This window comes from Reichenbachiella ulvae, assembly GCF_025833875.1.
Classification (GTDB): Bacteria; Bacteroidota; Bacteroidia; order Cytophagales; family Cyclobacteriaceae; genus Reichenbachiella; species Reichenbachiella ulvae.
In genome coordinates, this window is sequence record NZ_JAOYOD010000001.1 from 1027546 (window position 1) to 1048179 (window position 20634).

The following is a 20634-nucleotide window of genomic DNA, read 5'->3' on the forward strand; positions in this document are numbered from 1 at the left end:
ATTATTTATATGAATTGTAATGTGAAGTTAGAGGCAATATTGTGTTGTATGAAGCTAATTCTTGATTGATTTGAAAAAATAGGTATATACCTGATAGCTGTTTAGGTGATTGTACTTAAAATCACAAAGGCAATCTTGCAATTCCCTTAAAATCATCCTTGCCACAAAATATTACGATACTGGTGAGACGGGTCTGAAACCTCAATGCGCAAAGGAGAAGGTTTGATACTCAGCAAAAGATCTTCTTGATCTAATTCATCTCCATAGACACATACCTCCCCTGAAAGATAATTTTCGATACTTTCCATCTCGTTATCCTCAAAGTAATCCTCATAAGATTCGAATAGCTTTTCGTAGAGGAATTCACCAAAATGGATTTTGATTTCTGTCAAATAATCATTGAGGCTTTCAACAAGTAGTGGATCTTTGCCATGCTTGTTCATGTGATGCTTGATGATCACAGTTTTTTCTATCAGTTGATTGAGTTTGTTGTAGTCCATCATTCATGCAGTTTAATGAAACTAATTTAGGCATTTCAAACTGAGTAATTTCAGGAATTAGATAGACGGTTGAATTGTGTGGATTACTTGATAAGAATATTCGTTGAATTGTGATTCAATCAGTTGAAGTTACTGAAATGTTTCTTTCCTCGAATGAAATATTGCAGAACAACTGAAGTGCTGTTTCTAGAGACTGAAGTTTGTTTGATTTGTTTTTTGAACTGCTTTCGCTTTTGGTTCAAATGCGGAATACTCATAACAAAATCAATTTGCGCTTTAAGTACAGCTTGAAAATGAGCAAAAGAATCTTCCACCCAAAACTGAATGCCGGATATAAAATCCAAAGTAAATCGAAGGGGGAGGAGCCATGCCAACTTCATTGCCCTTTCATTTTTATAGACCATAGCCAGATTGTTTCGGAAGTTGAGATAAGTCTTTCTGGGATTACTCTTATTCAAAGTGCCGCCTCCGACATGGTATACCTCACTTTGTGGGATACACCAAACTTCCAATCCATGCTTTTGAATGCGCCAACAGAGGTCAATTTCTTCCATATGCGCAAAAAATTCTTCATCCAGACCTCCTAGTTTTTTGTAGATGTCTGTTCTGATAAACATGGAAGCTCCGGTGGCCCAAAAGCATTGCACGGGATTGTCATACTGCTGATTGTCAACTTCTAGTGTGTCGAACATTCTTCCTCGACAATAAGGGTAGCCCAATGCATCGAGAAAGCCACCAGCAGCTCCTGCGTATTCAAAATGATCTTTCTGATCGTAAGATTTAATTTTGGGTTGACAAGCAGCAACATGGGGATTCTGATCCAGAAATTCCGTAATGGGATTGAGCCATCCGGGAGTAACCTCTATATCAGAATTGAGCAATACACAGTATTCGTGATCGATCTCGGCAATGGCCCGATTGTATCCACCAGTAAATCCGTGGTTCGATTCGAATAAAATGAGACGCAGATGAGGGAAGTGTTGCTTTAAATAGCTCACAGAGTCATCTGTAGAGCCATTATCAGCTACTATCACTTCTCCTTCCGGACTATTGGCTACAACTCCAGCTAGAAACTTTTTGAGAAAGTCTACCCCGTTAAAATTTAATATGACAATGGCGGTTTTAGCCATTGAACATGCTACCCAGATCCATGCCTGGGATATTTGGCAACATACCTTCGGTATATTGCTTCATGTGTTCTTTGGCTTTCTCGTCAGCTGCCTCTGTGGCTTTGTTTACAGCAGCTACGATTAGGTCTTGCAGTACGTCTTTGTCTGCAGTATTGACCAATGAATCATCCACGTCAATTTTCAGAAGTTGCTTTTGACCATTTACCACAGCCTTGACCAGACCAGCACCTGATTCGCCTTCCACTTCTATTTGGGCCAATTCTGCCTGTGCTTCCTTCATTTTGGCTTGCACTTCTTTGACTTTGCCCATCATTTTCATCATATCAAACATGGCGTGTGATTTTGTTATTGACGTAAAAGGATGAATGAGCCCATTTGCTCGTAATCTTTACCGATTCCATCCTCAAAAAATATTTTGTAAATATAAGTACCTTCGGGGGCTTCTTCACCATTGAGTTTGCCATCCCAACCATTTACCAGATCGCTGGTTTCGAATATTCTAATGCCCCACCTGTTATAAATTTCCATTCTGAAATTGAATACGGATGGCCCCTCTGCGATGAAATAATCATTGAGTCCATCATCGTCAGGAGTAAACGCATTGGGCAAAAACATAGTTGTTTTTAATCGTGATTCAATCACATTGGAATAGGTGAATAAGGGTGTTTCGTCCAATGATTCAGCTCGTACTCGAATGTATTTTGCGTCCAGATCATTCGCTCCAAACTCAACATCTTTGTTCCTTCCGCTAAGTACAGGGAACTCTTCTATGATATTACCAGCTGAGTCCAGTCGTTCTATGGTGTAGTTCCTGATTCCGTTGATCCAGGTTTCGTACTTGTTCCAGCTATAGGTTACAATTTTTCCTCTTGAGCCAACTTGAGAAGCTAAGATGGGTTGAGTAATAGGAGAGGGAGTCGCCTCATTACCACATTGATCGTCGTAGGTGATTCGATAGGATTGCAATCCGAAAAAATCCGGATCAGTATCTATATACGTGGTGTCATCAGCAATGGCTACAAAACGCCAACTTCGATTGTTGGTCCTTTTTTGAACGATATATCTACGAAATGGAATCTGTTCTGCGTCAGGTGTGTTCCAGTTGAGTACGACTTCATTGTCCAGGTTGAAAGTAGAACTCGGATATTCCGTAATAGGTGGAAGCTCTCCTGACCTGGAGGCAATGATCGCCGTGTCCTTTGCTAGTGATGATCCCGAAGAAAAAAGCGCCTGTACATTATAAACATACTCTTCCTGACAGATGACGGAGGTGTCGTTGAATTGTTTGATCGTTGGGTCTGTGATTTCAGTCAATAATCCATCGTTTCGTATCAAATTGTACGAAGTGGCTTGAGTCTCATCGGTATCCCAAACCATGAGGTTACCGTCTTCGCTGGTCTCCAAATGGAAATTAACTGAGCATAAAATATTGGAGGGGATAATTACTTCATTGCATGCGTCATAGGTTTCTATTTGATAGCAATTAAAGCTTCTCACCGTGTTTTGATTGTTGATGAGAGTTTCTGCTCCGGATACTTCCTGAAGCGAATCAAAATTCTCACTTCCTTCTATAGATTCCATCAGCTGGTAGATGGTGTGTTCACCAAGTGTATGGGCCATTTGCAATTGACCTGTGGCTGGATCATTGCTGATTGTTTCAATGGAAGTAAGAGTTGGATCTATTATTTCTTCAATACTAGTAAAGCCTTCATTGATGACTGTGCAGTTGGGGGCAGCATTGTCGAATAGGCCCTGAACTTCTATCCGATAGTCTCCCTGTATGCCATAGTTATAGGCTGAGGTTGTGTCTAAGGGATCAACGATTTCAAAGTCAGTAGTAGTGAAATTAACTTGATAACGATCATAGAAATCGTCAGTGATTTGCACTTTGACTTGATGAGCATCACAATTTCTGATGATGAATTGTGGATCGGCAGGTTCAATCACTTCTACGAGGATAGAATCCAATTGATTGTTTTCAAATTCCCCATCTGTGTTATTCACGAGCATTGCGATATAGAACTCGCCCGCATCCGGGAAAATGTGATTCAGATTGGTAGTAGGGGTTTGATTAGAGTCAAATCCTGTGTACCAAAATCTAGGGTTGTCAAAAACTCCCCCCGGATCATTGATAGTTACATTGACTTGCCAACCGGCACAGCCCTTGATATAATCCACCTCAAAGCGATTCTGAATACTGGCATATTGTCCCATTACTTGTCCTGAAAAGAGGAAAAGAACGAATGCAAATGTAAGCTGGATGTAAATGTTTGATTTCAAGTGCTGTGTCTCCAACGATCGATTCTCAATCTAGTGACTATTCTTGATTTTCGAAATAACTTCCTCCAATTTGAGTGACTCTTGTTCTCCGCTGGCCATGTTTTTCAGAGAATAGGTTTCAGTTTTGATTTCATCCTCCCCAATTACGATCACAAATGGTACCGCCTTGTTGTTGGCATAGCTCATTTGTTTCTTCATTTTGGCATTGTCTGGATATAGCTCAGCGTTGATCCCTTCTAGTCTCAAGGCCTGCATGACCTTAATGCCAGCCATCATGCTTTCGTTTCCGAAATTGACGATCATTGCTTGAAGTGAAGAAGCATGTGACTCTGGATATAGATTCAATTCTTCTAATACGTCGTAGATTCTGTCTACACCAAAGGAGATACCTACGCCAGATACATCCTTCAATCCAAAAACACCCGTAAGGTTATCGTATCGGCCACCTCCACAGATACTGCCAATTTTCACGTCATTGGCTTTTACCTCGAATATGCTACCAGTGTAGTAGGAGAGGCCTCTTGCTAGTGTCAAATCAAGCTCCAAATGTGGATTGTCAATGCTGTAGCCTTTTAGATAAGTAAGAATTTCCTCAATTTCCTGAATTCCTTTTTGTCCAGTTTCGTTTGCTGCAAAGAAGCCTTTGAGAAAATTCAGGTTGTCATCTATCGATTGATTGGTAGCAAAGATTGGATCGAGTTGACTCAAGTTTTCAGAAGAAAAACCTCTTTCTACCAACTCTTCTATCACTTTGTCCTTTCCGATTTTATCCAACTTATCAATAGCTACACAAAATTCTGTTTCTTTTCCTGGCGCACCTATTACTTCAGTAATGGCACTGAGGACCTTTCTATTGTTGAATTTGATGGTGAAGTTTTTCAATCCTAGTTTGTCAAAAACTTCATTGATCATCATGATGATCTCAGCTTCGCAAAGCAAAGAATCTGTTCCGACTACATCCGCATCGCACTGATAAAATTCTCTGTATCGTCCCTTCTGAGGTCTGTCAGCTCTCCAAACAGGTTGGATCTGAAAACGCTTAAAGGGAAAAGAGATGTCATTTCTATGCATAACGACATAGCGTGCAAAAGGAACAGTCAAATCGTATCGAAGACCTTTTTCAGAGATTTTGGGTAGTAGGTTTTTGCTTCCAGACTCATAGTCAGTTGCTTCTGTTTTGGATAAGAAATCGCCCGAGTTCAATACCTTGAAAAGCAATTGATCCCCTTCGTCTCCATACTTACCAGTGAGTACCGATAGGTTTTCCATGGTAGGAGTTTCGAGTTGCGAAAAACCATACTTTTGGTAAACCGCCTTGATAGTATCAAAAATGTAGTTTCTTCTGACCATCTGTTCTGGTCCGAAATCTCTGGTTCCTCTTGGGATCGAAGGTTTTTGCACGTCTACTATGAGTAATTAAAGTTGAATCTTTTCTTTTTCAATCGGATGGCAAAGCTAAGAACCCAAACCTAGGTAAGCAATGTTTTAATGAGTCAAAATTGAAGATTGAATTTTCAGCTATTAGATTAGCACCTATGTTTAAAAATTTCGTCTTGACTTTCGGTATGCTCATTTTTGGGCTGTTCATTTTTACTCGCTGCGCTAATGATGACGCTGCTAAACAACAAAGCTTTTCGCTCCTAAGGGATAGTGTCAAGAATGTGTATGCGCCTGATAAGCGCGTTGCTCTTTTTACTATTGAATTGGATAGGGAAGAGGATAGTTGGGTGCTGACGGGAGATAGTGATCAGCCAGAAGCTGTTGCAGTTTTAAGAGCATCTTTGATCAAGCAAGGGATAGAGGTCGAAGATAAAGTCCATATGCTTCCAGATTCAACTGTAGGGGACTCTTCCTATGCTATTGTTAACAATTCGGTAGCTAATATCCGTTCTGACTCCAGGCATTCTTCCGAATTGGCTACTCAGGCACTTTTGGGTATGAAGTTGAAGGTGCTCAAGAGATTGGAAGAATGGTACCTGATACAAACACCAGATGACTACATTTCGTGGGTCGATCATGGTGGAGTACAATTAATGACCAGTTCTGAACAACTGCGATGGAGCAAAATGCCTCAAATCATCTACATGAATAATTATGGTAATGTGTATCAGGACGAAGAGGAAACAGCCATCGTATCTGATATTGTATTGGGCGGGCGACTGGTTAAACTAGGAGAATCAAGCCAATATTATAAGGTTTCTTACCCAGACCTAAGAGTGGGTTTTGTGAGAAAATCGGAGGCTAGTGATTTTCAAGATTGGAGGGAAGGGGTAGAGCCCTCTGGTGAGCAGGTGATTAGCTATGCGCAGAGTCTGTTAGGCTCACCGTATTTGTGGGGCGGAACCTCTACAAAAGGCATGGATTGCTCTGGTTTTACCAAAACGGCTTATTTGATGAATGGATATATAATCCCGAGAGATGCTTCGCAGCAGGTGAATGCTGGAGAGGTAGTTGATCCGGATTTGAACTTTGAGGGACTGGAAAAGGGTGATCTGCTTTTCTTTGGTCGTTTTGCGACTGATTCGACCAGCCAGCGTGTGACGCATGTAGGGCTATGGATGGGAGATAGCAGTTTCATCCACGCTTCGAAACAAGTGAGAATTAGTTCTGTAGATCCTGAATCTCCTAACTATGATGAGTTCAACAAAAGTCGTTATTTGGGTAGCAGAAGATATTTAGGGAACGAAAAAGGAATTACTAAATGGTATTAGTCACGGACACATCTCACGCTGTTTCTATGTGATGCGTCGATGCTTTCGTCTGTGAAGTAATCTACACCATTGTGAATGGTGAGTAGACCTGGTGAATCGCTACCTTCTGATTTTTTCCAGTAGTAACCATTGACACCTACATCGATAAAAGTGCCGTCTGCCTCCCCAAATCCAGCCATGATCAGGTTGAGGCCACTTTCTCCTCCTTCTTTAAAGGAAGCGCCTGCAGATTTGGTGCCTCCGTGCTTTTTAGTGAGGACACTAATTTCCAAATCGTTGGGTAAATGCCACCCTGCTGGGCAAGCTTTTAAGGCAGCCTTCCAATGATATAGCCGCCCAAATGTGTCGCAATACTCTTCGTAATTGTTGTAGCAATAGGACCCATCTTCCATCGCATAGTTCAGGTTTTGCCCTAACCATTCTTTCATTACAGTAGCACCGCCTTCTAGTTCCACTTCTATGAAAATAGTCTCATACTCCTTGCCATCTCTTGGATCAAAAAATACACCAGTCATTTCTTGAGCAGATAATTGAGCAAGGCTTGAAAGTAGGATTGATAGGGTAAGTAGTGTCGTTTTCATGGCTTAAAATTTATGTCCGTTAAACAATTTACCAGTCTTGATCTTGATTTGAGGATACTTCACGCTGTGATTTCCAGAACTCCGGTGATCCAAACCATCATGTGCATGGTTGTAATGTGTGATCTCCAGCTCGCCAATTTCTTTGCCATCGATCTGATAAAAGTAATCTTTGTAGATTTTTTCTTTTGGATAGGATTCCACTGTTTCCTTTACTCTCAAGCCTCCGAATACATAAGGTTTGATGTGGCTACTGAAATTTGATTCCTTCATTTTTTCGGTGAAATAATCTGATATCTCATTCGAAACTGTGAAAAAGGCCTGATGATCAAATTTATAGGTTCGTGTTTTGCCCCCTCCGAAATCTATTTTACTGATAACCCCTTCTTGAATGTGCTCCAAAGAGTAGTGCTTGGTTTTGCCTTCTTCCTGAAGTAATTTTTCTGGCTGACTATAATTAAAGAAGTCGGAAGGTGTCACATTGTTCACATCTTCTTCCCCATTATAGTAACCCCAAAGATCCCTTGCGTGACTTTCCTTTGAAGGTAAACCAAAATTTTCTACATAGTCAAAGCCCATTTTTTTAAGCTTATCCGATTTGGTGAGAAGGAGACTGTCTAGTTTTAATCGATGGTTGAGTATTGGATTCTCTACGATCGAATTAGACTTGAATTTGGAATATTTGAAGTTTGCAGTGGTAATAGGGTTTCCGCCTTGCAGTACTTGTATTTGATTGAGTTGCTGTCTTCTATAGCCCAGTTCCACAGACCTGATGTAGTGATTGCTTCCCGCGCCAGATATGCTGTCTTTGGGCCTGATGCCTTCTTGCTCACTGATACTAAAATTGGCCACATATTCACCAGTTTGGATGCTTTTTAGATAGACATCTGAATGTAGATATTCTGAAGTAACTCGTACATTCTCTATGCTGTCTGGAAAGCAATAGGAGGAATAGTGAACGTCCCACATATCTTCGTCATTGATGTTCATTTTGTGATAGGCGCTGTTGCTCAAATATTTTGACTCCCCATCTATGTAAGCATAGTATTTGAATTTAGCTTCCTTTCCTTTGGGTGAAATGATACGGCTCATATACCACGAGGTGGTTGCCTTTTGAGTCACGAAATCAAAACTCATGGAATCAGAATCGAATTTGTAATCTAAATAGGTACTTAGCGATTGGGTAACTTCACGGTTTTTGAAAAAATATTGGTAGCCCAGGTGATCCGTTACCTTCCATGAGTTGCTTTTGAGGTTAAACTCTGCTGTCATTTTTCTCGGATGCAAAATGTCTACAGTCAGTGCGGTTATTGTACTGTCATGATCCGGAGTTAAAAGGAATTTTCCTTTCATCCCTAAAATGTTAAAGAAGAAAATGTCTGGATCAGAATCAATTTGACCCTCACATACTTTGGTATGGAACTCACTGTTTTCATTTTCCTCACAATCATCAAAACATGGTTTGATATGCTCAAAGGGATAACCAAGGGCTTTTCTGTTTTGCTTGCCGTCTGCCAATGCCAGATCGTTTTCTCCTCGTACGATTCGTGTGATGAATCCACCTGCATCCAAATGCCAACCCAGACCCGTCCAGGTTGCTTCCTCTTCTACTTTGACACCTATGGCATGATAGTTCAGATTGATAGGAATGTAAAGGTCATCATTCAGTAAGGTTTGAATTGGGATTTTAATCTTTGGTACACCATATCTGACGCCCACAGGATGGTCACAATATTTGATGATAGCAGCTGCGTTGAAGGAGGGAGGGATCACTCTATCTACTCTGAGCTGCGCATAGGATGTTGGGATGTTTAAAAACAACAAACCTAATAGGCTTAATATGATGACTCTTTTCATGAATTAGAAATTATCCAAATAATAGTGGGTGGCTTCTATTTTTCTGTTTTGGTAACTTCTTTTAGTTGCGTGACTATCTTCTCTTTTTCAAAGAAAGCCACAAAAAGTGAGGAATAAAAAAAACGGAAGCCTTTTTAGACTTCCGTTTTTTATCTGAAATAGTTGAATTATTACTTCAAAGAAGCAATTAGATCTTCATTTCTTTTGACATAACCAAAGTCTCCACTTGGGAAATTAGCAGCCAATTCTTTCGATTCTTTTGCTACTTTGATTGCTTCTTTTTTGTCTCCTTTTTTGGCTAGAATTTGAGCTTTCAAATACAGATTCCAAAATTGTTTGCCATTGTCTCCTTCTGCGAGGTAAGTATTGACCCATGCCAATGCTTGATCCAAATCTCTATTTGTATCATAGTAATATCTTGCTGCTGTGATCAGGTTACCCGGATTTACTTTGGTATTTGCAGCAATAGCTTTCATCACTGCATCGTCAAAGTCTACAGTCACAGGGATATTTAAAACAGTGTTTTCCCAAGCCATTTGAATATTTGCAGATTTGCTATCAGCGCTCAAGTCTGCAATCTGATAAGTTAGAGCTTCTACCGTTTCGCTTAATTTTCCAGCTTCGATCATCGCTTTTGCGGCAATCTTTTCATCTTCGATACCACCTACATTGGCACCTAGAGACTTGTCGCTGTATAGAATGACCTCCCATTCTTTAGCACCTGGAGCCAAGAATAGCAAGTATTCACCAGCCTTTACATCAGTTCCTGCTACTTTTACATCAGTGCTGAAGCTAATTACAGTACCTGAATTAGCACCTGCTCTCCATCTCTGACCAAAGGGTACAAGGTAATCATTACCTTCACCAAATATCTTTCTGCCTTTCATTTGTGGTCGGAAGTAGGAAATCTCAATGTCTGTTAAACCCACTTTGGTATAAGATTTCCCTGCTGGGCTTGGTGCAGGAGTTTCAATTTGTCCCATAGCCACAGATCCAATTAGCATCATGGTAGCAGCTAAGGCCATAGAAAAAAGTTTGTTATGTTTCATATTATCAATAAAGTTTGATTGTTATTATTACTCGTCCAATATACGGCATATCCGACGAGTGGTTATTAAAATATGATGAACAACCCTTTAATTCTTCCAAAATCCTTTTACCTCCGCGAAGATGTAGTTGAAATAGCAAAGGATCTTCTGGGGAAGTTTCTTGTAACGAATCTAAATGGAGAGCTGCGAAAAGGGATGATAGTAGAAACAGAGGCTTATAGTCAATATGACGATAAGGCATGCCATGCGTATAATGGAAAAAGGACTAAACGCACCGAAACTATGTTTTTGGAGGGTGGGCATGCCTATGTCTACCTGTGTTATGGGATTCATCACCTCTTCAATGTAGTGACCAATAAGGCTGATGTTGCAGAAGCAGTATTGATCAGAGCAATAGAACCGATTGAGTGCTGTAATAATAATAGCAATGGGCCGGGAAAATTGACCAAGGCATTGGGGATTAATACGTTGCATGATAAGTCTTCCTTGATTGATTCTTCTATTTGGATTGAAGCTAATGAAGAAGATAAGCTTGGTGATGTTGTGGCTTCAAAGAGAATAGGGGTTGATTATGCGGGTAAAGATGCAAACAAGCTCTGGCGATTTTATCTATCGGAGAGCAAATGGGTTAGCAAAAAGTAAGGTTGTCTTTATGCTTAATGTCATATTTTAGTTTGTTGTAATGTCATATAAGTAAGTGATAATCAAAAAATTAATTGCTCTATTTAGGGATTTTACTTCAATACATCTATATTTATCATCCACCTGTATTATTTGAGATGCGAATGAACATTCGTAGCACTAAAAATAATGCAACCAAATCCGTTACCAAACCGCACCAAAGACTCAACAGCAAAGACTATTTCTGAAATAGACTCGATGTTAGAATATGCCCAAGAGGCAAGAGTCAGTAATGTTCAGTTGGCAATCAATATTGCGTCTGAAGCACGCGAATATGCGATTCAGTTAGAGTATTTGCAGGGACAGGCTAAGTCTAGTTGTCTTTTAGGGTTGTTTTATATGATCACTGCAAAGCATGATTTAGCGACCAACTTCGCTCATAAGGCAAAGGAGTTGTTTGAGGCAATAGATGATCAAAAAGGTATAGCAGAGACCTATTATATCTTGGGTAGCGTGGCTTACAAATCTGCCAGGCATCACGAAGGATTAGAGTATCTATATGATGGTCTTAGAATCCTTCAGCAGCTGGAAGACCTTCCTGGTCAATCAAGAGTTTTAAAGGCGATTGGGTATATCTATGAATCTTTTCAGGAATATGAAAAGGCCGAAGAGATCTATCACCAAAGTCAATCCATCAGTAAAGAAATAGGAGACAAAAATGGAGAGTCTAATGCCTGTAATTCGTTATCGGCATTGTATCTAAGAAAGGGTGATATCCAACATGCTCAAGAACTGATAGACCGAAGTATCAAACTGAAAAAGGAAACAGGGGATAAAAGAGGCTTGGCCTTTGCATATTATGGTAAGGGTAAAATTCATTTCCATCAAAAACAATTTGAGCTGGCGCTAGACTATATCAGTCAAAGTCTAAACAAGCATAAGTATGTGGGCGAATATTTGGGTGCCGCCATGTGTCATGCTAAACTGGGTAAAATCTTCTTTGAATTAGATGATTTGGACAAGAGTCTAAAATGTATCGAGGAATCGCTACAGTGTGGAGAGAAATTGAATAATGATGAGGTGCGATACCATGCATTTGAATATTTGTACAAGATCTCGAAGAAAAAAGGGGAGCTAGTAAAGGCGCTCTACTATCACGAACAGTTCCATGAGTGTAAATCTCGAGTGATTAATAGTGGTACCAAGAGCCGTATCAAATCGCTGGAGTCCATGTGGCGCATGGAGACTCTGGAGCGCGATGCAAAAGCACAAAAAGAGAAGGCTGATTTTACGGAGAGAAAGAACCAGGAATTGAGACGATTTGTATCCCGGGTGTCTCATGATCTTAAAGGTCCCTTGACCTCTATGATAGAACTGAATAAGGTGGTGAAAGCCGAGATAAAGGAAGAGAATGCTCTATTTTATTTTGACATGTACCATAGGGGTTTGAAGAGGTTGAATGAGACGATTTTGGATTTGTTGGAGCTCACCAAATTAAATTCAAGGGAATTACAGTTTACAGAGATTAATTTTCAAGATTTAATCACTGAATGTTTGGATTCGTTTCATTACTATCCGAACTTTAATGACATAGATTTTCAATTGCATATTGAGGAAAATCTAAAGGTCCTTTCTGATAAAGGCTTGATAAACACCGTTGTACAGAACTTGCTTGAAAATGGCATCAAGTATTCAAAGCACGGGATCTCAGATGCATATGTAAAGGTATCGGTTCGTTCAATGTCTGAGGATTATTTTGCTATCATTGTAGAGGATAATGGGATAGGTATTGGCGAGGCATATCAAGAAAAAGTGTTTGATATGTTCTACAGAGCTAATGATGAAGTTGATGGGTCCGGTTTAGGGTTGTTTTTATTGAAAAGTGCAATTATTAAGCTGGAAGGAGATGTTAAATTAGAAAGTGAAGAGGGAGTAGGTACCAAAATAATAGTGATAATACCCGTAATACCAAAAAGCGATAATTAATATGGAAGAGGAGAATAAAGATTCGGACGAAATAAAGCCAGAAGATTTAGAAGATATTGAGAGTATTGATCCGACTGGAATGGGCGGTTTGGATCATGATAGTAAAGTAATTGAACTTGATGATTTGGAATCTGATATTGAAAAATCATTAGATAAGGACGAATAATCATTTAAATTATTGGACTTAAAGAGTATCATTTTATTCGAGAAAATGTAAAGTGATCTTACTTAAATGATTAGTTCATCAGGTATGCAGAGAAGCCTTACCACTCTGGTTTTTTTCTTAGCTATAGCAGTTTCTTCCTTTGCGCAAAAAGGTAATGGGAATGGTGTGCTCTTGAAAATAGAATCAATGGCTGATGATCAGGAGAAGGTTGATTTGCTCCTGACAGTTTTAGACAGCGCGTCTTCCCTCTCAGATAATCTCGATATTGCAAAAAAAGCATATCTTCTTTCTAAGCAACTTAACTATAAAGCTGGCCAAGCCAGGAGTGCCTATTATTATGGCAATGAGTTGGGTGAAAACCAGGCGTATATAGAAAGCAAAGAGTATTTGACAGAAGCTCTAGCTTATGCCAATGATAAAGTCGACCTAAAATTGAAGGCTGATGTGCTGTATTGTCTGGCACTTAACCTGGATGAACAAAATTTTATTGATTCTGCTTTTACCTACTACCAGGAAGCCCTTCAATTTTCTGATTCCATAGAATACTATTATAGGTCTGCTCAGGTTAATTATTCAATTTCTGGATTGTACAATGCCATTGGTCAAAATGATAGAGCTATTGATTACGCACTTGAAGCAGAGGGGATCTATCAAAATCATTTGATTGGAAAAGATGCTTCGCACGTTTTTAACCTGTTAGGTATCATCTATGAAGAAACTGCTAAACAGGGTGAGGCTTTCAAATACTATTATAAATGTCTGGAGGCAGCTGAAAGGAGTGGAGACGTAAATGGTGAGGTAATGGTATTAAACAACCTTGCCATATTATATGATCAAATTGGTAAAAAAGAAGAGGCCAAGGAGTTTTATTGGACAGCAATCGAAAAGTCACATATTCATGGATTCAATGAATTAGAATCCTACCTGCAAGGTAATCTTGGAGAACTTTATATGGATATGGGAGATACCTTAAAGTCGTTTATGGCTATCAAAAATGCCTATGCTTTGACAGAAAAGTATGGTGATCGATGCGATTTAGCTTACCCATTAGAAGGTTTAGGGAGGTTATGCATTAAGAGAGCTAAGTATGATTCTGCACTCCAGCTTTTTGATGAGTCCATAGCCATTGCCAATGAATGCATGAATAAGCCTTTGCTAGCCAGTGCTTATAGGAATAAAGGGGTGTTGTATGTTACACAATCTAACTTTAAAGAAGGAATCAATTGGCTTTTGAAAGGAGAAGAGCTTGCCAAAGAAACAAAATTGCTTGATGAACTCAAGCGAACCTATTTTGCTCTCTATGAGGCAAATAAGAAAATGGGTAACGCCTCTCGCTCACTTGATTATTATGAGGCATATCAAGCGACCAAAGATTCTATTATGAGTGAAAAGGAGGCCAGTGAGATTGCAAGAATTACCTCCAATTATGAGCTTGAAAAGAAGCTTCAGATGCTTGACTACAAGAAGCAGGCGGATTTTATGCGTCTGGAATACGAAATTGAGAAGCAAACATCTGATAAGAATGGTCTTTATGTGATTCTGGCCATGGCTGCAGTATTAGGGTTGACCTTGGGTAGAGCGTATTTCCTTCTGCAAAAACAAAATAAAAAGCTTCAGCAGATAAATGAGGAAAAGAATACCCTGATGGGTGTAGTGGCTCATGATCTGAGGAGTCCACTTAATAATATCAAAGGTTTACTGTCTTTGGTCAACCTAAAGGAAGATTCGGAGCAGTTGACTTATTCGAATATGCTCAATGACAGTGTGGATCGGATGAGGGATATGATAGATCGTGTCATGGATATCTCTGCTATAGAAGAAATGAAGGTGAACCTGAATCTAGGAAGGCATGATTTAGGTAAGTTGGCACATCAGGTGACTAACAATTATCGTTTTGTAGCGAATCAAAAGAGAATAAAGATAGTATGTGAGGTGGATGAAAAGCTGCACTTTGCTAATATCGATGACAAATACACCTTACAAGTATTTGATAACCTGATGTCCAATGCAATTAAGTACAGTAATGCTGATACTCAAATCACGGTATATATAGAAGCTGATAATGGTAATTGGTTGGTCAAATTCAAGGATGAAGGGTTGGGGATCAGCAAAGAGGATATGAGGAAGCTTTTTACTAAATATCAGATGCTGAGTGCACGCCCTACAGGCAATGAGGAGTCTATTGGACTTGGGCTCTCTATTGTGAAGAAATTTGTGACAGCTATGGGAGGTGAGATTACTTGTGAGAGTGAATTGGGAAAAGGAAGTACCTTTATCGTCTCTCTTAAAAAAGTTTAATCAAAAAAAATCCTCAGAGTTTTGAACCCTGAGGATGTAAGTAACTTAGTCTGCTTTTTTTATTCTTTAGTGGAAGAGATGATATTCATGTTTTCTACTCTATCCTGAATGCTACTAAATGTTCCATCCATTGTAGCTAATTTTTTCAAGTGATGTATGCTGTCAGAATCTACCTCTTGCATCATTTGGCCAACAAACTTCTTACCGTCTACTGAGGCTGCATATGCTTCTACATAGTTTTTTGTCACTTTATAATTGTATTGTGTGCTGTAGATGCAATTGTAAAGATGGATGTCCGAAAGGTCTGTAGCCCCTTGCTCATTGTATATGTCTCTACTTCTTTTAAATTCTAGCATAGCTAGATCTTTTTCATCCAAAATGTAGTAAGACAGGCCAATCATATCATGAAGTTCCCAATTTTCCTTGTCAATATCAGATAGGTCTTTCAATTCATAATTCAATACTGTGGCCAAGTTTTGCGCGTTGCTGAGATCGTTGTCCAGATCGATTTTTAACAATGAATCAGTCACGATATGTCCAACGGTCATTGCATTTTTGATCAGTTGACTTTGTGCTCTGTTGATCAATAGCTTAGACCCATTGTCTTGAAATTTCAAGGCATTTTTGACATCACTAATTGTTGAGTTCAATAGGCCCGGGTTTTCTTTTAAAGTAGATAAGGTTCCTCCTTCAAGTTTCTTTTCGAGATACTCATTTCTTATGATTGCCAAATAAGCGTATGCTTTTGGGATTTCCTTTCCCTTCATCAGGTAAATGTCATTATGCACTGCTTTGTTAAGCAGAAGTAGGGCATCTCTTTTTCTCCCTTCATTAAATGCTATCTCTCCCTGCTCGAAATTTTCGCTCTGGGCAAATAGAGAAGTAAAGGCGACAGTCGCGATCATCGCAAGTGTGCATTTTTTTATTAACTCTTTCATGCTGCATGCTTTAAGTCAGTGTTGATGTCAGGCTATGACACAGTCTTTCGATCTTCAATATATGGACAGCTACATGTCAATTGCAAATCTGTACTGCGAAAACACAGTGAATTTAATGAGATTACTTATTATATAGGGGAATTACCTATGGTATAGGTGTGTTGATTTAGTAGTTTTTCCTATGCTTTGACTCATACTACCTAAAAATCGTCTGACGTATTAAGCGTAACAATTATTGTAAACTACTGAAATTTAATGAGTTCTATTATTTATAAACTCCAGCCGATTGTGGTCTGAAAAACATAATCAAAACCGGAGATCTCCACGTTAGAAGGTTTGCTATCGTAGTTAATTGTATAACCTAAGCCTATATAGAAGTCTAATGGAAGATTAAACTTCATATCAATTTTACCATTGACTCTATGTCTCCCGGCTTGAGTTAGACTTGGGTAGTAGTTCAAGGAACTCACAATGTTGACATTATTGAGACCAAAAGCATTATACTCTGCTGTCAAGAACCCTTCTGTACTGGTATTTTCTTCAGACTGGGCTTCTTCGTCCATGATCTCATAGTTGATCGCTGTACCAGTGGATACATTGAGGTACATGGTGTGTGTCCTGATAGGATAGTAGCCCAAGCCGAGTGTATAGGTAGATCTTAACTTGAGTTGAAGTTCGTCTGAGCTCAGGTAGTCGGCACCCGTGATACCGAACCATGATTTGGCAAAGTACATTCTGAAATTGCCTCCATAATTCTGCCTTCTCTTCCTAATTCTGATGGAATCATTGGCGTCCAGGGCGTTGGATACAAAATTGAAATAGATGTCAGGATTAAATTTGACGGAATTGTAGGAGGCATTGCCTCGAAAGGTCAGTTGGTCGTTGTTGCCGGATTTAGAGTGCGTATACCCTCCATCTATAGACAATGATAGGCTGTCCCAAAATCCCTGACTAATGGAGTTAAGATAGACGACTTCCATATAGTCTGTTTTGATGGTAAAGGAAGAGTCCGCGCTGCTAATGGTAGCCTTACCATTCGAAATGGATAGATAACCCGTGATTTTCTTGCCGTCACGAAGATTGATGATGTAAAAATCATTGCTATATAGATCTGTGACTTCTGTCCAGGCGATGGAGAAGTTGGCTGTGGAATAGCTTGTGCTGAATTTCAGCTTTGACTTATCAAGTGATTTGATATTACCCACGATTTTGTCGCCATTATTCAATATGATTACGTCCTTTTCTCCAGTTGCTCTAATCTGTGTGGTGCTATCTGATGGGGTTTGGGAAATAGCTGTGGTAGCTGTAAATATTAACAAAATGGCGAGTGAGTTGAGCTTCGATAAGTTCAATGACATAAATGGCTGCTATTATTCGTTTGAGTGCAAATTTATATGGTGCAAATGATAATTGCCTTAGGATTGAATGTCGTATTAGAAACTCCAACCAACATTGGATTGGAAGACAAAATCAAAATTGGTGGCGTCCTCAGTAGGTTGGTTGTCATAGTTGAGTGTGGTGTTCAACCCAATGTAAAAATCAAGCGGAAGATCATATTTTAATGTGGCAGTGTAGTTTGCCCTGATTCGTTTTTTTACAGTTATACTGGGATATACTTGGGCTTGAGCAGAGAATCGCAAGTCTTTGTATCCATAGGCGTTGATATTGGCCTGCAGTAAGGATTCGTAGGATTGATCTTTATCATCTGTGTTGTAGAACCTCTCCGTGTTGGATGCCAGGCCAGTGGCTACTCCCACAAATACCTTATTGTTTCTGATGAGCATTTTTCCAAGGCCAATTTGTCCTGTGGTCCTAAGTCTTAAGTTTTGCTGTTCACTCTGTAGGATGTCATTGTTTCCAATGATGAACCAGCTTCCCTTTAAGAAAAATTGAGCGGTAAAACCGTAGTTGTTTCGAGAGGTACTGATTGTGGTAGTGTCCTCGGAGACTTTGTTGTATATGACGCTACTGTAGGTATTGATGAAGAAATGGGTGTCGGTATAATTGGCTTTTCCATTGACTGAAAATTGCGTGGTATTACTGGCTCTCGTGAAGGAATAACCACCATCTATATCAAATGAAAGCTTGTCCCAGAACCGATCCTCTGAAGATTTGAGGTAGACGATGTCCTTGAATTGTGCAAACATTCGGGCGCCTTCTATAGAAGAAATAATCATGTAGTCGGGATTGATGGCATCCATCGAAAGACTGGCTTTTAGCCTGTATTTGTTCCTCAGCATAATGATGAATTCTGAACTGGAATTGACACCTATTACTTCCTCCCAATCTATGGTGAAATCATCTTCACTGTATTCAGTCTCGATCGTGAGTACACCATATTCCATACTCTGGATTTCTCCAATAACCACATGCGTATTGGACAGGAATACCGTATCTGGATTTTGAGCCAATAAGTTATTGCAGAGAAAGAGTAGGAAAAGGATTGGTATGAATGTTCTCAAATGGATCTACGTTGTGTTTTGGTCGGACAAATATAAATAATAGCGGGTATTGAAGCTTAATTCAAAACCCTAACCTCTATTCTTCGATTCAGTTCTCTACCGTTCTCTTCATCGTCATTAGAGGCGAGTGGTTGATTGGGGCCATAGCCTTTTGTGATCAGTCGAGAGGCAGCTATTCCCTTGCTGGTTAGATAGTCCTTTACCGCATTGGCTCTCTCCAATGACAAAGCCATATTGGCTGCCAGAGTACCAGTGTTATCAGTGTGCCCTCCGATTTCTACTTTCAGTTTGGGACTATTTTTTAGGGTCTGGTACAAATGATTCAAAGCATCGTTGGACTCCTGCGTGAGGTGGGCAGAATGAACATCGAAGTAGATGTTTTTCAACATCACTTTTTGCCCGGCTCTAAACTTGCTACCCATCATGTCCAGCTTTTCATATTGGCTTTCTTTATTTCGGTCAAACAGTGCCAGGTAGTCCGTTTCTTCTATCGCCTCGGGTACTTGAATATGAAAGTCCTGCACAAACAATCGGTTCCTGTCTCCATGATCAGAAACTACCTGTTCGCTGTAGGCTTTGTGCCCCAGTACGGTGATGTCCGCATCGAATAGCTCTTTGGAAAAGATTTCCATGCTGTATTGCCCGTTGGCATCTGTGTACGTTTTGAAATGCTCGTCTGCGTTGGTGACGGGCCGCATGTCGACCTGTGCTTCGGGTATAGGTTTGCCTGTGCTGTTATCATAGACCGTGCCTTTGGCGATCACTTTGCCGTGTTTGTGGAAGTAATATATATCATAGTCGCCCTTCCCATGTATGCGGTCCGAACTTAAGAAACCAGAGATGTTATCAGGATTCAACTGAAGGTTGATCTCATTGTCGATCGTATTGATAGGGAAGCCTACATTTTTGACTTTGCTCCAGCTATTGCTCGCAGCGTTCCATTCAGATTGGATGATGTCAAATCCGCCAATAGATAGATCTGGATTGTTAGAGCTGTAGTAAATGCTTTTTCCGTCATGAGAGAGATAAGGGCTGTCCTCGTCAGCTGAGGTATTGATATCTCCGGGAACAGGGACAGGGCTAGACCAGGACTGGCTGCCGGGCTCGAAATGTGTTTGGTATAGATCCAAATCTCCTCTAGGCGATGGGCTCGAGAAATAGATGACTGTTTCTTCATCATTGATAAAGAAATGGGAGGCAATATGCGCTTCCTTTAATTTAGGATCAAACTCAGTGGGTACCTTCCAGTCCTCTCCGTTAGGCTGACTATAGAATAGGTTGCTACGGTCTCCGTCCTTGATGTACATAAAGAGTCTTCCATCGTTGTTGACCACTTCTATTTTGGCATTGTTTTCCTCAAATGTCCCTAGTTCTTTCAATGCGGTAGGTTTTTGCCAACTAGAGCCTGTGTTGATACAGTGGAAAATGGTGAAAACTCCTTTGGTTTCTTCTTTAAGTGGGTGGGAGGGCTTTAATCTTGATGAACTAAAGATCAATTCGTTGTGATCGGCAAAAAAAGCCGGGGAAATGTCAGCGGCCGATGAGTTGATCGGAGGTCCCATATTGATCACTTCATAGTCATTGGTGTTCAGGTAGAATTGCCTGGCGCGTTTGGTTTGCTCCAGGCGTTTTTTGGCCTCATTGGTGATTTCTTCGGTCTTGTAGGCTTCCAGATCCAGAAAGGCCTGATAGTGTTTTTCAGATAGATCGAACTCATAGCTTTTGTAATGTATCCGACCTAGCCAGTAGTTGTAGAACTTGTCCGTTTTGCCTTCGTTCCTTTCATATTCTCGGAGCGAATCCATCGTAGATTCATGACCATATATGAGATGATTGGCTATGTGCTTGTGATATTGGATGTAGTGGTTGTCCGGATACTCGTGCAATATCTGATTGTAGAGCAAAAGGGCTTTCTTAAACTCTTCATTGTAGAAATGATGATCCGCTTTTTGGATCATCTCTTCCTTGTCTGAATTGTTTTGTGCCTGTGCATTCCATGCACATAGCAGTACTACAAAAGCATAAAAGAGAGTGAAGAATTTCTTGACTGTATTCACA

At 40.0% G+C, this 20634-nt stretch carries 17 protein-coding genes; 5 read left to right on the plus strand and 12 right to left on the minus strand.

Annotated elements, in window-relative coordinates:
- Positions 1–152: 152 nt before the first annotated feature.
- The 5 genes from N7U62_RS03925 to hisS form a co-directional block, all read right to left on the minus strand.
- Positions 153–503: a hypothetical protein gene (locus N7U62_RS03925; RefSeq protein WP_264136577.1), complete on the minus strand. Its 351-nt coding sequence runs from the start codon at positions 501–503 to the stop codon at positions 153–155.
- Positions 504–619: 116 nt separating this feature from the next.
- Positions 620–1630 carry a glycosyltransferase family 2 protein gene (locus N7U62_RS03930; RefSeq protein WP_264136578.1) on the minus strand — a complete coding sequence of 337 codons (1011 nt, stop codon included), beginning with the start codon at positions 1628–1630 and terminating at the stop codon, positions 620–622.
- Positions 1623–1961 carry a YbaB/EbfC family nucleoid-associated protein gene (locus N7U62_RS03935; protein ID WP_264136579.1) on the minus strand — a complete coding sequence of 113 codons (339 nt, stop codon included), beginning with the start codon at positions 1959–1961 and terminating at the stop codon, positions 1623–1625. The genes N7U62_RS03930 and N7U62_RS03935 overlap by 8 nt, the downstream gene beginning before the upstream one ends.
- 14 nt (positions 1962–1975) lie before the next feature.
- Positions 1976–3910 carry a T9SS type B sorting domain-containing protein gene (locus N7U62_RS03940; RefSeq protein ID WP_264136580.1) on the minus strand — a complete coding sequence of 645 codons (1935 nt, stop codon included), beginning with the start codon at positions 3908–3910 and terminating at the stop codon, positions 1976–1978.
- Positions 3911–3940: 30 nt separating this feature from the next.
- Positions 3941–5311 (minus strand): histidine--tRNA ligase, encoded by a 1371-nt coding sequence (hisS, locus tag N7U62_RS03945; protein ID WP_264136581.1) that lies wholly within the window; start codon positions 5309–5311, stop codon positions 3941–3943.
- 134 nt (positions 5312–5445) lie between these two features.
- Here hisS and N7U62_RS03950 point away from each other — a divergent pair, with 134 nt between their 5' ends.
- Entirely contained in the window at positions 5446–6621 is a 1176-nt protein-coding gene (locus tag N7U62_RS03950) for a C40 family peptidase (protein ID WP_264136582.1), read from the plus strand.
- On the opposite strand, the gene N7U62_RS03955 is transcribed toward N7U62_RS03950, so the two are convergent.
- The 3 genes from N7U62_RS03955 to N7U62_RS03965 all read right to left on the minus strand — a co-directional run bounded on the left by N7U62_RS03955 (position 6618) and on the right by N7U62_RS03965 (position 10105).
- On the minus strand, positions 6618–7202 hold the full coding sequence (locus N7U62_RS03955) for an FISUMP domain-containing protein (protein WP_264136583.1): 585 nt from the start codon (positions 7200–7202) through the stop codon (positions 6618–6620). The two genes, N7U62_RS03950 and N7U62_RS03955, sit on opposite strands and share 4 nt — an antisense overlap.
- Positions 7203–7205: 3 nt before the next feature.
- Entirely contained in the window at positions 7206–9056 is a 1851-nt protein-coding gene (locus tag N7U62_RS03960; protein ID WP_264136584.1) for a hypothetical protein, read from the minus strand.
- Positions 9057–9226: 170 nt separating this feature from the next.
- Entirely contained in the window at positions 9227–10105 is an 879-nt protein-coding gene (locus tag N7U62_RS03965) for a DUF2911 domain-containing protein (protein WP_264136585.1), read from the minus strand.
- Positions 10106–10177: 72 nt separating this feature from the next.
- Between N7U62_RS03965 and N7U62_RS03970 the strand changes: the two genes are divergently transcribed.
- The 4 genes from N7U62_RS03970 to N7U62_RS03985 all read left to right on the plus strand — a co-directional run bounded on the left by N7U62_RS03970 (position 10178) and on the right by N7U62_RS03985 (position 15176).
- Entirely contained in the window at positions 10178–10747 is a 570-nt protein-coding gene (locus N7U62_RS03970) for a DNA-3-methyladenine glycosylase (RefSeq protein ID WP_264136586.1), read from the plus strand.
- A gap of 168 nt (positions 10748–10915) precedes the next feature.
- Positions 10916–12712 carry a tetratricopeptide repeat protein gene (locus N7U62_RS03975; RefSeq protein WP_264136587.1) on the plus strand — a complete coding sequence of 599 codons (1797 nt, stop codon included), beginning with the start codon at positions 10916–10918 and terminating at the stop codon, positions 12710–12712.
- 1 nt (position 12713) lies between these two features.
- The gene (locus tag N7U62_RS03980) at positions 12714–12878 is read left to right on the plus strand and encodes a hypothetical protein (protein ID WP_264136588.1); all 165 of its coding nucleotides are present in this window, start codon (positions 12714–12716) and stop codon (positions 12876–12878) included.
- Positions 12879–12944: 66 nt separating this feature from the next.
- On the plus strand, positions 12945–15176 hold the full coding sequence (locus N7U62_RS03985; RefSeq protein ID WP_264136589.1) for an ATP-binding protein: 2232 nt from the start codon (positions 12945–12947) through the stop codon (positions 15174–15176).
- Positions 15177–15235: 59 nt separating this feature from the next.
- On the opposite strand, the gene N7U62_RS03990 is transcribed toward N7U62_RS03985, so the two are convergent.
- The 4 genes from N7U62_RS03990 to N7U62_RS04005 all read right to left on the minus strand — a co-directional run bounded on the left by N7U62_RS03990 (position 15236) and on the right by N7U62_RS04005 (position 20633).
- A complete protein-coding gene (locus N7U62_RS03990) occupies positions 15236–16114 on the minus strand; it encodes a hypothetical protein (RefSeq protein ID WP_264136590.1) in 879 nt (292 codons plus the stop codon).
- A gap of 269 nt (positions 16115–16383) precedes the next feature.
- Positions 16384–17472, minus strand: a complete 1089-nt coding sequence (locus N7U62_RS03995) for a DUF481 domain-containing protein (RefSeq protein WP_264136591.1) — start codon at positions 17470–17472, stop codon at positions 16384–16386.
- 75 nt (positions 17473–17547) lie between these two features.
- A complete protein-coding gene (locus N7U62_RS04000) occupies positions 17548–18576 on the minus strand; it encodes a DUF481 domain-containing protein (protein WP_264136592.1) in 1029 nt (342 codons plus the stop codon).
- A gap of 56 nt (positions 18577–18632) precedes the next feature.
- Complete coding sequence (locus tag N7U62_RS04005; RefSeq protein ID WP_264136593.1) at positions 18633–20633, minus strand: OmpA family protein; 2001 nt, start codon at positions 20631–20633, stop codon at positions 18633–18635.
- Position 20634 lies beyond the last annotated feature (1 nt).

Bases quoted from the DNA above. Each gene is read 5' to 3' on its own strand.
- N7U62_RS03925 (WP_264136577.1), bottom strand. From the start codon at position 503: ATGATGGACTACAACAAACTCAATCAACTGATAGAAAAAACTGTGATC.
- N7U62_RS03960 (WP_264136584.1), bottom strand. From the start codon at position 9,056: ATGAAAAGAGTCATCATATTAAGCCTATTAGGTTTGTTGTTTTTAAAC.
- N7U62_RS03975 (WP_264136587.1), top strand. From the start codon at position 10,916: ATGCAACCAAATCCGTTACCAAACCGCACCAAAGACTCAACAGCAAAG.
- N7U62_RS03985 (WP_264136589.1), top strand. From the start codon at position 12,945: ATGATTAGTTCATCAGGTATGCAGAGAAGCCTTACCACTCTGGTTTTT.
- N7U62_RS03930 (WP_264136578.1), bottom strand. From the start codon at position 1,630: ATGGCTAAAACCGCCATTGTCATATTAAATTTTAACGGGGTAGACTTT.
- N7U62_RS03955 (WP_264136583.1), bottom strand. From the start codon at position 7,202: ATGAAAACGACACTACTTACCCTATCAATCCTACTTTCAAGCCTTGCT.
- N7U62_RS03965 (WP_264136585.1), bottom strand. From the start codon at position 10,105: ATGAAACATAACAAACTTTTTTCTATGGCCTTAGCTGCTACCATGATG.
- N7U62_RS03990 (WP_264136590.1), bottom strand. From the start codon at position 16,114: ATGAAAGAGTTAATAAAAAAATGCACACTTGCGATGATCGCGACTGTC.
- N7U62_RS03995 (WP_264136591.1), bottom strand. From the start codon at position 17,472: ATGTCATTGAACTTATCGAAGCTCAACTCACTCGCCATTTTGTTAATA.
- N7U62_RS03980 (WP_264136588.1), top strand. From the start codon at position 12,714: ATGGAAGAGGAGAATAAAGATTCGGACGAAATAAAGCCAGAAGATTTA.
- N7U62_RS03970 (WP_264136586.1), top strand. From the start codon at position 10,178: ATGATGAACAACCCTTTAATTCTTCCAAAATCCTTTTACCTCCGCGAA.
- N7U62_RS03950 (WP_264136582.1), top strand. From the start codon at position 5,446: ATGTTTAAAAATTTCGTCTTGACTTTCGGTATGCTCATTTTTGGGCTG.
- N7U62_RS03935 (WP_264136579.1), bottom strand. From the start codon at position 1,961: ATGTTTGATATGATGAAAATGATGGGCAAAGTCAAAGAAGTGCAAGCC.